Source organism: Colwellia sp. MEBiC06753 (assembly GCF_053470325.1).
Genome location: NZ_JBQMTM010000002.1, coordinates 142,153 through 158,289, shown reverse-complemented (window position 1 = coordinate 158,289; position 16,137 = coordinate 142,153). Strand labels below are relative to the sequence as shown.

At 40.8% G+C, this 16,137-nt stretch carries 13 protein-coding genes; 2 read left to right on the top strand and 11 right to left on the bottom strand.

The window, feature by feature from the left end; all coding sequences use genetic code 11:
- Positions 1-116 precede the first annotated feature (116 nt).
- The 10 genes from ACOB82_RS02565 to ACOB82_RS02520 all read right to left on the bottom strand — a co-directional run bounded on the left by ACOB82_RS02565 (position 117) and on the right by ACOB82_RS02520 (position 10,591).
- Positions 117-494, bottom strand: coding sequence for a glutaredoxin family protein (locus tag ACOB82_RS02565; protein ID WP_448211376.1), 378 nt, complete (start codon positions 492-494; stop codon positions 117-119).
- 67 nt (positions 495-561) lie between these two features.
- The gene (locus tag ACOB82_RS02560; RefSeq protein ID WP_448211375.1) at positions 562-1,110 is read right to left on the bottom strand and encodes a DUF2058 domain-containing protein; all 549 of its coding nucleotides are present in this window, start codon (positions 1,108-1,110) and stop codon (positions 562-564) included.
- Positions 1,111-1,399: 289 nt separating this feature from the next.
- A complete protein-coding gene (locus tag ACOB82_RS02555) occupies positions 1,400-3,700 on the bottom strand; it encodes a molybdopterin cofactor-binding domain-containing protein (protein WP_448211374.1) in 2,301 nt (766 codons plus the stop codon).
- The gene (locus tag ACOB82_RS02550) at positions 3,697-4,173 is read right to left on the bottom strand and encodes a (2Fe-2S)-binding protein (RefSeq protein ID WP_448211373.1); all 477 of its coding nucleotides are present in this window, start codon (positions 4,171-4,173) and stop codon (positions 3,697-3,699) included. The genes ACOB82_RS02555 and ACOB82_RS02550 overlap by 4 nt, the downstream gene beginning before the upstream one ends.
- A 35-nt stretch (positions 4,174-4,208) precedes the next feature.
- A complete protein-coding gene (locus tag ACOB82_RS02545) occupies positions 4,209-4,895 on the bottom strand; it encodes a nucleotidyltransferase family protein (RefSeq protein WP_448211372.1) in 687 nt (228 codons plus the stop codon).
- A complete protein-coding gene (locus ACOB82_RS02540; protein WP_448211371.1) occupies positions 4,888-6,081 on the bottom strand; it encodes an XdhC family protein in 1,194 nt (397 codons plus the stop codon). Before ACOB82_RS02540 ends, ACOB82_RS02545 begins: the two co-directional genes overlap by 8 nt.
- A gap of 82 nt (positions 6,082-6,163) precedes the next feature.
- The gene (locus ACOB82_RS02535; protein ID WP_448211370.1) at positions 6,164-6,631 is read right to left on the bottom strand and encodes an iron-sulfur cluster assembly scaffold protein; all 468 of its coding nucleotides are present in this window, start codon (positions 6,629-6,631) and stop codon (positions 6,164-6,166) included.
- A 39-nt stretch (positions 6,632-6,670) separates the two neighbouring features.
- Positions 6,671-7,969: an aminotransferase class V-fold PLP-dependent enzyme gene (locus ACOB82_RS02530; RefSeq protein WP_448211369.1), complete on the bottom strand. Its 1,299-nt coding sequence runs from the start codon at positions 7,967-7,969 to the stop codon at positions 6,671-6,673.
- A 154-nt stretch (positions 7,970-8,123) separates the two neighbouring features.
- Positions 8,124-10,022, bottom strand: coding sequence for a putative bifunctional diguanylate cyclase/phosphodiesterase (locus ACOB82_RS02525; protein WP_448211368.1), 1,899 nt, complete (start codon positions 10,020-10,022; stop codon positions 8,124-8,126).
- 215 nt (positions 10,023-10,237) lie between these two features.
- Positions 10,238-10,591, bottom strand: coding sequence for a hypothetical protein (locus ACOB82_RS02520; RefSeq protein ID WP_448211367.1), 354 nt, complete (start codon positions 10,589-10,591; stop codon positions 10,238-10,240).
- A 590-nt stretch (positions 10,592-11,181) separates the two neighbouring features.
- On the opposite strand from ACOB82_RS02520, the gene ACOB82_RS02515 reads away from it, so the two are divergent.
- Positions 11,182-13,548, top strand: a complete 2,367-nt coding sequence (locus ACOB82_RS02515) for a penicillin acylase family protein (protein ID WP_448211366.1) — start codon at positions 11,182-11,184, stop codon at positions 13,546-13,548.
- Positions 13,549-13,746: 198 nt separating this feature from the next.
- On the top strand, positions 13,747-14,940 hold the full coding sequence (gene pheA / locus ACOB82_RS02510; protein WP_448211365.1) for a prephenate dehydratase: 1,194 nt from the start codon (positions 13,747-13,749) through the stop codon (positions 14,938-14,940).
- Positions 14,941-15,043: 103 nt separating this feature from the next.
- Here the strand turns inward: pheA and ACOB82_RS02505 are convergent, their stop codons facing one another.
- Positions 15,044-15,949 (bottom strand): hypothetical protein, encoded by a 906-nt coding sequence (locus tag ACOB82_RS02505; protein ID WP_448211364.1) that lies wholly within the window; start codon positions 15,947-15,949, stop codon positions 15,044-15,046.
- Positions 15,950-16,137 lie beyond the last annotated feature (188 nt).

Sequence of the window (16,137 nt, the reverse complement as noted above, 5' to 3'; positions counted from 1 at the left end):
ACGTAAGCAAAAAACTTAAGCAGAAAAGCTTAAGCAATAAAAAAGCCGACTAAATGTCGGCAATATTTATAAAGACCTGCGCAGCAGCAAAAACTTTCAGCAACGAAGTTCAATCGCTACTTTTTTACTAAGTTTTCCAAGTAAGCAATAATGTCGTTTGATTCATATAACCACTGAGCACTGCTTGCATCAACACCGTCACCAGCTATACGTAAACACGGCACCGTTGGTTTACCACCAAATTGAACTAACTCATCACGAAAACCTTGTTGGGAGTCTTTGATATTTTTTAATTCAATATCAATACCTTGTCTTTTCATCGCCCGTCTTACTTTTACGCAAAATGGACAAGCCGGTAACTGATATAAACTTAAATGTGCCGTTTTTTCAGCAATATCTGCTTGCTGCTCGGCAGTTAATTTCGGTGATTTGGGTTGGGTAATAAAGTTAATTAATAACACAATACGCCCAACTAACCATCTGATGATTGCCATGAATACCTCTTTAATTCCTGATAAAAGTTCCTGAAAAAACGCCGCGGATTCTACCACAGCTAAATCATTACCACATTAAGTCATCAGGAATTTGATAAGCCGCATATGGGTCATCTTCATCGGCTACCTGCTCTGTTTTGTCATTTTTCAACAGCACAACATCTGCCGCTAAGCTGGCAATTTTTTCAGCGGTTTCAGCAGTCACCACATAAGTTGTTTCTTCAAGGCCGCAAATAGATAATCGGCCATTAATTAAGGCTTTCTGACTTACCTCATTGACCATTAATTTTTTAATTTTATTGCCAAAGGTATAGTTATATTCAAGTTCACCAGAAATATCGGCCACTTGATGATGCTGAAGAATTTGTAAAATACGCTGGTGCTTTTCCTTTTCCGCCAATTGCGCCTGACGCTCAGCATTTAGCGCGGCATCTTTGGCGAGCTTATCGGCTTTTTGCTTTTCAATATCCGCTCTTGCTTGCTCTTGCAAGCTAACTTCAACATTAACGCCGCTGCGCTTTTGCTTGTTTTTTTTACGTTTGTCAGTATTGGCTTGACGTGCTTTTTGCTTAGTGGTCAAACCCGCTTTTAATAGTTGCTCTTGAAGAGAAGCCATAATGTATTCCACTCTAAAATGTATTCCGCGCTAAATTGCTAGCGCGCTATTTCTTGGGCGCTATGCTACCAAAATCTGAATTATTCGGGTAATTGAAAAAGCTAAAATTGAGTAAAATTTTTAGGGTTAAATTCGCCCCATAAAAAAACGCCTAACCGTAGAATCTCGATTAGACGTTTTTAATGGTTGTTTTTGGCTTTCGCTAAATAAGCATTAGTGCCAACAAATTATTGTTAAATAAAGCTATTTGTTAATAACCATAGTATTTAATAACAGTACTTATTACTAACTAGATAATACCTTGTTTATTTAATGGTAGCTCTCGATACCGCTTGCCGGTTAACGCAAAAATCGCATTACAAATAGCCGGTGCCACGGGAGGAACACCCGGTTCACCAACACCACCTGGCGGATGGTCACTTTCAACAATGTCAACAATTGTTATCGGCGCATCGGTTATTCGAGCAATGGGGTAATCATGGAAGTTACTTTGTTCAATCACGCCATCTTTAGCGGTAATTTCACCAAAGAAGGTAAGCGAGATACCAAAAACAGCCGCACCTTCCATTTGTGAGCGAATGCGCTCTGGATTAACCGCTGTACCACAATCAACGCTCATCCAAACCTTATCAACCGATATTTTACCTGAGCTGTTTTTAGATACTTCAACAACACAAGCAACATAACTGACAAAGCTGCGATGAACCGCAATCCCTAACGCTTTGCCCTTAGGTCGTTTCTGTTGCCAATTTGCCAGATCTGCCACTCGATTTAGCACGTTTTTTAATCGTGCCGTGTCTACCGGAAAACTCTCTTGTGATTCACCATAGTTACCATATTTTGCATTCTCAGCGGCCAAATCAAGCAAGCGATCTTCGCCAATCAATGATAATAGATATTCTTTCGGATCTTGTTGAACTGCACTAGCAAGTTCATCAGCAAATGAGCAAATAGCAAACGCTTGATTAATGTTGGTAACCGAGCGTAGCCAGCCAATACGGGTATGGGCTTTAGCTCTACCTGCCGCGCATTGCACGTGGTCAATTTGATACGGCATATCGATTAGCCCTAAGTCAGCTTCTGAGCCAATCACATCTGCCCCTTTACTAAAGGTTGAGGCAATAGTTGGTAGCGCAACATTGTGTCGCCATGCTGTTACCTGATTATCAGCGGTTAATCCTGCCGATAATTTTTGATAACTCACCGCGTGGTAATAGCCGTTTTTGATTTCATCTTCCCGCGTCCACATGACTTTTACAGGTTTGTTACGAAGCTTGGATAATAGCGCTGCTTCAACGACAAAATCGGGCTTAGATTTTCTGCCAAAACCGCCACCAAGTAGCGTGACATTAATATTGACTTTTTCAGGTTCTACACCAAGTAATTGTGCCACCGTTCCTTGGGCAGATTGTGGCGTTTGCGTACACGCCCAAATATCAAAGATACCTTCATGATAATGAGCGGTTGCCGCTGGAGGCTCCATCGGTACATGAATTAATTCTGGCACGTAATATTCGGCATTAATCACTTTGTCAGCCGCTGCCAAAGCTGCTTCGACATCGCCTTTTTTACGTAAAATAGTATCCGCATTATAGCAACTGTCTGCCAGTACTTGTTTATAGCTTGCTGAGTTATAGTTTTGATGATCGCTATTTTGCCATTCAATTTCCAAGGCATCTCGCCCTTGCGTAGCCGCCCAAGTATTGGTTGCGATCACCGCAACTCCACCTAGCGGTTTAAAAATAACGGGCTCTTCAACATTATCCAAGGCCACAACATCAATCACGCCGCTAATTTTTTTCGCTTTCGTTGCGTCAAATTTGACCAATTTAGACGCCAGCACCGGTGGACGGGCTATAACTACGTATTCCATCTCAGGTAATTCAACATCAAAACCGTAAGTGGTGTTGCCCGTGACGATATCGTGCCCATCAACTAACGCGACATGAGATTTACCAATAAAGTTAAAGTCTTTTTTAGACTTAAATGCCAGCCCTTTGGCGTCAGGTACCGGCATAGTTGCAGCAAGGCCAACCAAGTCACCATAACTTACCGACTTATCGCTAGTTTTATGATAAATACGGCTTTCTTTGGCGTAACATTCTGTTACTGGCACATTCCACTGTAATGCCGCGGCATGTTCTAACATGGTACGAGCAATGGCGCCTGCTTCTCTTAGCGGCTGATAAAAACGTCGAACTGAACGTGAGCCATCGGTATTTTGACTACCATATTTTTTATCACCTAAGCCTTGAATGACCTTGATCGTTTGCCAGTCAGCAGATAATTCATCAGCCACGATCATTGGAATGCTAGTGCGAATGCCTTGTCCCATTTCTGAGCGATGAACCACAATACCTATAGTGTTGTCAGCATTAATATGCACATAAACACTGGGCTCAAACTTTGTCGCAGACTCAGCGGCAAGCGCTTTAGGAAGACCACTAATGTTACTATTAATGCCAGGAAGGTTAACGGCTAGTACAAGCGCACCAGAGCCAATACCTAATTGTTTTAAGAAGCTACGGCGGCTAACATTTTCTACTGTTTGCACATCGGTTTTAGCATTTGTCTTCACATCGACGTTCATGCCTTACCTCCTTTCACTTCAATGGCTAAGTCTGAAGCTAAATGAATGGCTTTTCTAACGCGCTCATAGGTGCCACAGCGACATAAATTACCACTCATTGCCATATCAATTTGTTGATCGTTTGGCTTAGGATTGGATTCAAGCAAAGCAACTGCCGACATGATTTGACCTGACTGACAATAACCACATTGCGGGACATTGAGTTGCTGCCATGCTTGTTGAACTGGATGCTCACCAGTTTCTGACAATCCCTCAATTGTCGTAATTGTTTGATCGCCGACCGTTGAAACCGGTGTGACACAGGCTCTAATTGGCTGACCATTTAGATGGACAGTACAGGCACCACATAGCCCTTTACCACAACCATATTTTGTACCGGTATATTTTAAAATATCGCGTAATGCCCACAGCAGTGGCATATTCTCATCATCGTGATATTGATGTTTTTTACCATTTACATTCAACGTGATCATTTGTAGTTCCTTGATTGCTTTAATTTTTATAATCGTTATTTATTCTTAATATCAACAGACCCTAACCTCAGGCTATGTAATTGTTCTGGCGTATCTAAATCAGCCCCAGCACTCGCCATCGGCACTAATTCACAATTGTGCATGTCACTGACTATGATAGGTTTAGCACCTCTGTTGCCTGAAAGCTCGGTTAAATTTGTAAACATTGCTTTCGGAAAAATGACAGGTGGCCCAAACGTAGTGCCTTCATTGATGTTTTCTTGCCAGCTACTGGCAATAATCTTAGTCGGATTTTGGCAATATTGCTGATAAAGCCGCGTAATATCGCTTCGAGTTAATTGCCATTGATCCACTAACATTAATAAAACCGCATCAGTTTGCTGATTTTTTTGATGGTGGAGTGCTTTAACACCCACCGCTATCGAACTGCCTAAACCAGATGCCCAGTTTTCATTGATTTTGATCACTAAAGAACTAGCGACGCGAGTATTAGTTTCATCATTAATTTCAACTTTACTGTCAACCTCATTTTCTATACTCGCGGCAATTCGCGTCGCATCTGCACCTAGTACAACCACTATGTGCTTAGAAACCGCTTTTGCTAAGGCTATTGCCCGATTTAATAAGGTTTTTCCTTGATACTGTACTAGCTGCTTGGGCTGCCCTAAGCGGCTGGAGTTGCCAGCAGCTAGAATAATAACGCTTAAGTTTGGTTTACTCATTGCCTGCTTCACTAACCCTAGCGTTAGCAACTAAGGTTTCCGAAACTAAGCTCTCCGAGACCAAGCCATCAGTAGCCATACCATCAATAATCTGGCATTGGTGGCTTACCACTTTTTCCGTTAGTTGCTGCTGAACCTGCGCTAATATAGATAAAGCAATGGCTTGAGGACTTCTGCCACCAATGTCCAAACCTACTGGGCCAAAAACTCGACTCGCAAGTTCATCACTATCAAACCCTAATTGTTTAAACATTTTCTGTTTGCGCGCAGCGGGCCCTAATAGACCAATATAGCCGACATCACTTGCCACTAAACAAGCTAAATATTGCTGATCAAAAGTTAAATTATGGGTCATCACCACAACACCATCTACACCATTAAAGTCGTCTGGTGTCGCATTGTCCGCCCTTAGCTCAAGTTTAATTAATGATTGTAAATTTGGACTGTCGGGCTTTGCGTGATGCTGAGCAAGCGCATTAATTCGATGGTCAAATAACTGCACTTGCCAGCCCATTTCTAAGGCCATAGTCACTAATGGCACAGCATCAGGACCGGCCCCAACAACGCCAAGCGCTATGGGTGGAGTAATAGGAATAGAAAGCCAACGCGATTTTTTATGGTCTGGGTTTGCATGTTCATTTGCTTGAGCACTTGTATTAGTACTTTTTATAGCTAAGGTCAGCTGATTAATATCAGGGTTAAATACTGCAAGCGCAGTTTGACTGTCAGCTTGATTTTCAATTCGACTATCAGTTCGACTATCAGTTCGACAATCAGATAGAGAGTCCGGCAGCTGTATCCAGTAGCGACCGGTTTGTCGATTGGCTACTGCTGCTAATACATGGTCAAACGCTAAATAATGATTGTCTGGTGATAATAGCAACAGCAAAATATCGATAACACCTTCACAGCCGAGTCCTAATCCCCAGAGTAAGTCGGCATCTGCGGTGAGATCATAATGGACATATTTCGATTGATTGCCATCAAAAACCGACTTTGCATGTAGAGCGATATCAGCTTCTAAACAGCCTCCACTTAACAGACCAGTACATTCCCCAAGCTCGTTAATTAACATCATGGTGCCAGCTTTGCGGTAAGTAGCGCCTTGGGTGTTAACAATAACCGCCAAAACAAAACGCCCTCTTTTGGCAAACTGCGCTGATATTTCCAACCAATTTTCTTGCATCTATTTACGTTTTCGCCTCGTAAAGTTTTAAACTCTAGTCGTGAGTTATGCTTACTTATCGTCTCTTGATTTTACTAACGGTTTATTGTGATTCGCTTTTCTGTGACTGGCTTAATTGTGATTCTGTTTTGGTTAAACATTTCACTGCTACTTGCCATGGCAGTAAAGCACACTGTTTTCGTATTGGAAAATTAAATACTGCATTGAGTGGCGCGATATCTCCGGTTAATTCGCTATTATCGGTTATGGCATTAAATACTGATGTCACTAGGCTAGTTGCCGCTTTTAGGTCAATACTGGTTAATTGCTGACACAATATTGAAGCCGATGCCCGACAAATTGCGCAGCTATGACCGGTAAATGCACTTGCCGCAATAACCTTATCCGCGCCTTTGCCGTTGCCACCAGCAAATTGCAGTTCAATAGTAATTTCATCACCACAGGCAGGGTTATAACCACTTTCTTGTCTATCTGCTCGAATAGCTTGTTCAAAACCACAAGGGTTTTGATAATGAGTTAACATTGCTTGCTGATAAAGCGTATGATCCATAAGTCGTTAGACTTTCCTAATTATTGATTAAAGTAGCACTTAACTTTGTTGCTGATTTAGTGATGGCTTTAAATTGGCGCTTGGCTGAAATATAGCAACCGCGCGTTCTAACCCGCTAATTAATGCATCGATATCTGCTTTATCATTATAAAGCCCTAATGACGCTCGAACACTGGTGTTACAACCTAATGCCTGATGTAAAGGCTGAGCACAATGATGGCCCGCTCTAACAGCAATATTATCATTAGCTAATACAGAGGCGACATCATGACTGTGAATGCCATTTAAGTTAAATGCAACAATACCACTCGCTTGCCCCTTAGGGCATAGCAACGACACTTCAGCTATCGAGTTAAGACGCATGAGTAAATAATCACTTAACTTAGCAATATGATTTTGCGCGTGATTTATTCTGGCATCGGCTAAATAGCTAAGCGCTGCCGATAAACCAAATAGTGCTTGGGTATTTAACGTGCCCGCTTCAAATTTTCTAGTACCACTTAGCCAAGTGCTATGATCTTTTGTTACGCGCTCGACCATGCCACCACCTAGTATTACTGGAGACATCTTAGCAATGCCCTCATCGCTGGCGATCAGTACGCCAATGCCATTGCCGCCATATAATTTATGGCCAGAGCACACGTAAAAATCGCAACCGAGTGTTTGAAAATCTAGCGGGTTATGGGCAACGTACTGCGCACCATCAACCAAGACTTTGGCATTAAATTGCCGCGCTAGTTTAACAATAGCCGTGATATCATTAGTGGTGCCCAAAACATTGGAAGTATGAAATGCGGTAATGATTGCGGTATCTTCATTGAGCTGTTCGGCAAGTACCTCCAAGTCCATCTGCCCCATGTCATTAACCGGAATAATCTTGAGCTCAGCCCCTGTTTGCTGAGCCAATTGCTGCCACGGTAAGAAGTTAGCATGATGCTCTGCGGCACTAACAATGATATTACTTTTTTCAGTCAGTAGCGACTTAATATAGCCATGGGCTACTTGATGAATTGCCGCTGTCGTGCCAGAAGTAAAAATAATATTATTGGCCGAGGGCGCACGAAAAAAATCAGCCACTTGCTGACGAATTTTTTCAACCTGCTCGGTTAATATTGCCGATAGCGGATAAAAACCACGATGACTATTGGCATGAAAGTGTGCTTGATAATGGTGGCTTGCTTGAGCAACCACTTTAGGAATTAAACACGTTGCCGCGGTATCTAAATAGTGTAACGGTAAACTAGCAGCCGTTGGCTGGTACGACGGAGAAAAAGGTAACGCTGACCATATTGGATTGTCAGTCAGCACAGTAAAATCACTTTTCCAGCGACTTGTCATACCTAAGTTACACACCACGTTAAGCCAGTACTCTTTAAAAAGGATTACTGGCTAGCTTAACTAACTGGTGATTTTTAGCAATATTGATTCGGTAACAAATAATGAGCTAAGCAATGGTTAACGAATTATTTGTTAGTTATTTGTTAGTGAGGATTTAATGAATCGCCTTTGAGATATCATACTCTGCCAAGGGTTGTGGCATATCAATACCATAACCCTGAACAAAATCGACACCAATATCACTAAGTAAGGCTTTGGTATTGTCGCATTGGACAAATTCAGCAATGGTTTTCATGTCCATGGTTTTTGCCATAGTAGCAATAGCCTTAACAATGGAATGATCACTATTATTAGTCAGAATTTGTTCAACATAGCTGCCATCAATTTTAATATATTGTGCAGGTAAACTTTTTAAGTAACTAAAGGTGCTAAAGCCTTTGCCAAAATCATCAAGGGCAATGTTAAAGCCAGCATCTCGAAGTTTATCCACCATGATTTTAGCTTTTGCTAAATCAGCTATGGCCGCGGTTTCAGTAATTTCAAAACAAATTGCTGAGCTTGGGAAGTTACATTGTTGATGACTAGCCAAAACTCGTTCAATAAAGTCATTATTGGTAACACTGTCACCTGATAAATTGATCGCAACCACCTGATTCTGCCAAATACTCGGCTGTTGCTCTAACCAAGCAAATGTCTTCGATACCACCCAGAAGTCAACTTTATCCGCTAAACGAAAACGTTCCACTGCAGGCAAAAACACGTTCGGGCTTAATAACTTGCCTCCCGACTTCAAACGCAGCAGAATTTCAATATGTTGCTTTTCTCTACTACTCGCATCTAATGCCTGAATTGATTGAAAGAACAAAACAAACTGATCACTTTCTAACGCTTGGTGGATCCTTGCTGCCCATTGCGGCTCTTGCTGCAGAGAGGTTAATTGGCTATCACTTTGGCTAAAAATTTGATTGTGGTTAATCCCTTTATTTTTTGCGATAAAGCAGGCGGTATCAGCTTGCTGTTTTACTTCGGTTAAAGGTGGTGATAACCGATTAATTAGCGTTGCACCTAAGCTTGCGCCTACTTCAAAAACCTGACCAGAAAAATTAAAAGGCGTTTGTTTAAGTGCTTGGTTCAGCTTGTCCATCACTTTCTGAACTATCTCAGGGGTAATTCGATACAGTAAAATCGCAAATTCATCACCGCCAATACGGGCGCAAACATCACTAGAGCGCACATTTTCACGTAAGATCCCAGCAACATTTCTCAATAATTGATCGCCAGCTGCATGACCAGCATTGTCATTAATCAGCTTAAAACGATCCATATCAATATGAACTAGCGCGTGTTGTACATCGCTGTCTATTGCTTCATGCCATGCATCGGTTAAACGCTGTTCAAACTTATAACGATTATACAGCTTAGTCACATTGTCGTGATTCGCCTGAAAACGCAGACGTTTTCTCAGCTTTTCAGCCTTAGTAACGTCACGCAGCACTATAACGGTACCGCTAAGTTTTCCGTGCTGATAAATAGGGGTAATTTGACGCTCAATAGCAAACAAACGATTATTCATATCAACATGAAATACCGACTTAAATAAAACGTTACCTTGCGATTGCTGCTCAAGTTTTATTAATACCTCACTAAAATCAATATGATGATCTTCGCAAGCTATCGCGCGCTGACATAAATCATAATCTTGATTAAGCAATGCTGAGTGTTCACAATTAAATAACGCTAAACAAGCATTGTTTACTGCCAGCACTTTTCCTTGGTTGTCCGTTCTTATTACCGCATCATTTATCGCGTCTAATGTTGCCGCAAAACTATCTCGCTCCAACGTTAAATGATAAATATATTCTTCAACGCGGCGAATATTTGACGAAAGCCAAGATGAAATTAGGTTAGGTTTTTCAGCTGGTCTATTAGATAAAATACGAATAAAAATTTGGCTGATTTGCCAGTTAATTTGCTTACGATATAGATACATTGAAATCGTCAATACACCACTAAACACCAGAAAAGTTTCCACAGGTGAAATGGAGTTCATCATGACAAGCGGCAGCAGCGATACAGCTAAGACACTGAATAAAAAATAAAATTTTCGTTTAACGATATACAACAAAACTATCTCAAAACAAGTAGTACAAAAATCGCGCAGGATAATAGCAAAAATCAGACATACGATCCATCGTTGTCTTCTTTTTATTTAATTGAAATTTTCAGAATATATTAGGTGTACAGAGGGTTGTATACAATATTACAAAGCTATTTCACTAACTTAATGTAGTCAGCGTCCGTGTTTAATTTTTCATCAGAAACCGTTGATTTTTTTACTTTAACTTCTTTAGTAACCGATTTACCGTTGTGGTATCTATGATAAGAGAAATTATCCAGCCCCATCATTTCAGTGAACTGATAAAACGTCATAAAGTCTTCTTTCGTAAACTCTTCTTCAGATTTAGTGACTAAACCATCAACATACATAGAGTCACCATTAATATTACAGTTAGCGATTGCAGAATAAGGCTGACCATATTCTTTAACTTTCAATGCTCTGACTAACTTTAATTCAAAGCACCAATCGCCAATTTGCACAAATCGTTTCACGTCTTCAGACATGTAACCTCCTGATTTTTATTGTTCTTAACATGATTACAATAATAGACGCCAAAGCTTTTGCCTTGTTTGAAGTTATTAACCAGTAACCGTTAAGGATTGAACTTACCATTATGTCGAACAATATCGAATACTGTCGAATAATGTCGAACAGCTTTTATATCAAGCCTATTTACTAATAGCCTCAATATAAAACTTGCATAAAATAAGCCACCAACCCGCCAATATTATTACATTGTGCTAACATTTCAGCTAATGATTATTTACACTAATTAAATTGTTAAGCTAAAACATTAGCTTAGTTTATAAACATAATAATGTGATAGGTTTAAAGCTGTCTTTTTCGACAGAGAATATCGCGCGTTGTACGTAAATAATTAGAAAATATAGGTGCAAGCTTTTGCCGCAAAACGTAAGCTAGAGCAAACAATTCTATAACTCGCAGGCTTGGAAAGGTTTTAAAACCAAATTTAACGCTAAATTCCATATAAACTTAGCCCAAATAACCTAGCTAAAACAACCTGCCCAAATAACTTAGCCAAAACAACTTGGAAAGTAACGTTCAATTTAATTAAACAATAATAAAAAACGACATGAAAAATATTAAACAAATTCTAACCGCCGTACTGCTTTTTTTAATATTGATCTTTGCCACTATAGCGGCATGGATATATAGCCAAATTGACAGTGCTTTGCCGCAGCTTGAAGGCAATGTCACTTTGTTTGGCTTACAAGAAACTGCGACAATTGAACGAGATGAAAATGGTGTTGCCACTATTACCACAGAAAACCGCAATGATGCGGCTATGGCGTTAGGCTTTGTTCATGCCCAAGAACGCTTTTTCCAAATGGATTTACTTCGACGAAACTCTGCCGGAGAGCTATCAAGTTTATTTGGCGAAATGGCATTAGATTATGACAAAAAAATTCGCGTACATCGCTTTCGTGAACGTGCCAGAAAAATAGTTAGTCAGTTAAATCCGAATGAGCAAGCCATTCTTAAGGCGTACACTCGAGGTGTAAATCAAGGTCTAGAACGACTAAATGTTAGCCCACTTGAATACTTACTACTCAGACAAACACCTGTACTTTGGCAAGAAGAAGACACCGTATTATCTGTATTTAGCATGTATTTAGACTTGCAATCGTCAGATGGTAGCCGCGAACGTAGTCTAGGCATTATGAAAGCGGCTCTATCTGAGGAGTTATTTGCTTTTTTAACCCCCAAAGGTAGCCAATGGGATGCTGCAATTGACGGTACAACGTTCAGCCCTTCAGCTATGCCCACTAGTTTTCCTAGTGACATACTAACCAGTTTAACCAATGCTCGTAATCAGCTTGCTGATATAAACGTTATTGGCTCCAATAGCTGGGCAGTTTCGGGGGATCTATCCTCCACTGGAGCGGCAATTGTTGCCAATGATATGCACCTGAATATTCGCGTACCTAATACTTGGTATCGAGCGTCCCTTCACTATCAGCAAGACGATCAAGATGTGGTCGTAACTGGTGCTACCTTGCCGGGCACACCCAATGTTGTCGTAGGCAGTAACAGTAATATCGCTTGGGGCTTTACTAATAGCTATGGCGACTGGAGTGACGTTATAACCCTGAAAACAACAAAAGATAAACAGCAATACCTAACACCAGACGGTTATAAGCCTTTTAGCCAACACCGCCAGATTATTGCAGTTAAAGGCCAAGACTCAGTTGAATTCAACACCCTAGAAACTATTTGGGGACCAGTCATTGGCGAAACTGCCCAAGGGCAATTACTGGCTTATCGCTGGGTAGCACATGATACTAACGCTGTAAATTTAGCTCATATCCAACTTGAAGCCGCAACATCTGTTGACCAAGCTTTTGCAATTGCCGCAACCTCAGGTATTCCCGCCCAAAATATGATGGTTGCCGACAAACATGGCGATATAGGCTGGACCATTATGGGGCCCATGCCACGTAAAGTAGGTTCAGTAGGTGATTTACCCAGCGATTGGTCAACAGGTGAGAACTATTGGAATGGCTATTTACCGGCAGATGAATATCCCAAAGTAAAATCGCCAGCACAAGGCCGCTTATGGACAGCAAACTCTCGTATTGTCGGGGGTGAAATGTTGGCAAAAATCGGCAACGGTGGTTACAGTCTTGGTGCTCGCGGCCAGCAAATTCAAAAACGCCTATTTGAAAAAACACAATTTTCAGAAAAAGACTTACTAGCAATTGCCTTAGATACAGAAGCGTTATATTTAAAACGCTGGCAACAGCTATTGTTATCAGATGTTTTAACAGAAACGTCAATTAAGCAACATGCTGATTGGGGAGAGGCCAAGGCGTTATTAACCACAGATAAACTTGCAGCAGCGGTAGACTCAATCGCTTATCGTTTGGTTAAAACCTTCAAAATAAAATTAAAAGAACGAGTATTTAACCAACTCGATCATTATTTAAGCCAAATTGATAGCAATTTTGAGTTAAAAAATATTCGCCATCAATTAGAAATAGTGCTTTGGCAATTAGTTGAAAATAAACCTCAGCACTTTTTGGCTGATAACCTTACTTGGCAACAATTGTTCGATGAATCATTACAAGCTGCATTAACCGAAATGACTGCCGAGCAGCCACTTTCAGACGCAACTTGGGGCAAATTAAATGCTGCGGCAATTAAACACCCGCTTGCTAACGCCATTCCATTATTTGGTGACTCGCTCAATATGCCGGTAGAACCATTGCCTGGCGATAGCTATATGCCCAGAGTTGACGGCGGTAGCTTTGGTGCATCAGAACGTATGATTGTCTCTCCTGGTCATGAAGAATCTGGGATATTTCATATGCCGACTAGTCAAGCTGGGCATCCTTGGAGCCCTTATTTTGGCAAAGGTCACAGTGACTGGGTTAACGGCAAACCAACGCCATTTTTACCACAAGCAACCAAGTATAAATTAACCTTGAGTAGCTATTAGTGCTTGAACTCTATCTCAAGGATCGCTAGAGTAAAAAAATGAACATAAAAAACACATTCGCACTCTTTATTTTCTTTTTTACCTCACTTAGTTGAGGGGCGTTTTTTGTGTAAAAATTTTACGAAGCAGAAAACCTCCGCATAAGGAGGTTTTTTTATCCCTAATATTTATTTTTATCGCTGATACAGAGGAACCATAGTGGATCAAGAAAAAGAGCAAAAGCAAGAACTAGATCTCAATCAAATAAGAGCCCAAATTACTGAAACTGATCAGCAGCTATTAGCATTGTTTGCCAAACGTCGCGCACTTACGTTAAATGTCGCTAAAAGCAAAGCCCATCAAGTGCGTCCAGTTCGAGATCAGCAGCGTGAGCAAGAGTTACTTATCCGTTTAATCACTGAAGGAAAAAAACTGGGTTTAGATGCGCATTATGTCACTAGCGTCTTTCAAACCATTATTGAAGATTCAGTATTAAACCAGCAAGCCTACCTACAAACGCTCACCAACCCTAACATTCAAGTGCCTATGGTAAGCGTGGCGTTCTTAGGCGACAAAGGCTCTTACAGCTATTTAGCTAGCCATCGTTACTTTTCACGTCGCGCTGAAAAAATTATCGAATCTGGTTGTCAGAGCTTTGCCGAAATTATGCAGTTGGTGGAAGCAGGTCACGTTGATTACGGCATGTTACCGATAGAAAACACCAGCTCTGGCAGCATTAATGAAGTTTATGATTTACTGCAACACACCAATTTGTCGATTGTTGGCGAAATTACTCAACCGATAGAGCATTGCCTGTTGACGGCAGTAAACACCCAGCTTGCAAAAATTAAAACGATTTATGCCCACGGCCAGCCGTTTACTCAATGCAGTAACTTCTTAGACAAGCAACATGATATGCGCATTGAATACTGTGACAGCACCGCTGATGCCATGGCTAAAGTATTTGAGCTACAAGATGAAACTGTGGCGGTAATTGGCAGCGAAGAAGGTGGCCAACTGTATAAGTTACATGCGTTAGAAAAATCAATTGCTAATCAAGAAGAAAACCACAGCCGCTTTATCTTAGTGGCAAGAAAACCGGTTGATGTTGCCGAGCAAATTCCGGCAAAAACCACGGTAATTCTAGCGACCAATCAAAAACCGGGCGCGCTGGTTGATTCACTATTAGTGTTTAAAGATAAAGGCATTAATATGTGTAAATTAGAATCCCGTCCGATCCAAGGTCGTCCATGGGAAGAAATGTTTTATATTGATGTCGAAGCCAATTTGAAAACACTTGCCATGCAAGAAGCGATTGCCGAGCTCACAGAACTAACAAACTTTATTAAAGTGCTAGGCTGCTACCCAATTGAGCATATTAGCCCAACAAGCGTGCCAAGCAGCGCGGTATAACGGTAGCGCGGTATAACGTTTAGCATGTACCCGCTATAAACGTCATCACTAAAAAAGGGCCTTTGGGCCCTTTTTGTTATGTGTATCAATGAATATTTAGCCATTAATAACGCGTTAATGGGCTTAAGCTCGATAAATTCATAACCGCGGTTTTACGATAATTTTCCTGCCAAAAACCAATGGATTTATGTAGTGCATTCGACTGCAATGACAATTCCAACTGCCCTAATTCTGATTGATAAAAATCGATGTATTTAATCAAATCATTGTCGTCGATATCGCGATATAAATAATAAGAAAGTAACGATATTTGTTCAGATAAATCATTTTCAAGTAAGGCGCGCAACTCAAACAGTTGCTGATTAATGCTGTCTTGATCAAAGCCACTTTCTTTTGCCGTAGGTGAGTCCAATAAAGCCACCATCACAGGCTCGCTCACTGACAGTGTGAGCTCCACCATAGCGTCGACAATTTGTCTAGCGTCAAGTAACTGATTAATCAAGGCGCGCTTTTCTAGTGAAGGTAAACTGTTAGGTAATTGCTGAGCAAAGTTATAAAACTCTTTACTAAAATCGTGCTGTTCGGTTAGTGCTTCTTGCTGCTTAATAATTTGCATAACGCCACTATTTTGCCAATCAACTAGCGCGGTTAACTGAGTATCGTCTACTAACTCAGCGAGCGAATTAATTAAACTTTGCTGAATTTGCTGCTGGCTCCAAGCTTGTACTAACGCTGCTAGAATTTTCGTATCACCAGCATTCTCGCCCTGTTCATCAACGGCTTCTAGATACATAGTTTCAATTTGCTCAGGTATTGACGTTAATATTTGATTAACGCCAGCCAGCTCCAAATATTGAGCTAACAATACTGGGTTAGCCTGAGGACTTTCGGTTTGATTGATAGAGTGCTGATTAACGTGCGATTGGTTAGCATGTGGTTCGCTGGCGTTACTGGTTAATGAACAGCAAATCCCTATGCTATAAATAAGCGAAAAACATAATTTTTTCAAAAGATTAGATTCCCTAAAACTAAACCTACTAAAGCTAAATCTACTAAAACTAAGCCTCACAAAAACAAAGCCTTAAATAAGCAAAACATTCGCAAAAATCGAGTCCTGTTAAGCACTACAAACTGAAGGCAACTTCCAGATAAAATTTTTACTGCAATCCAGCATTCTAGCTTAGTAGATATAACCTA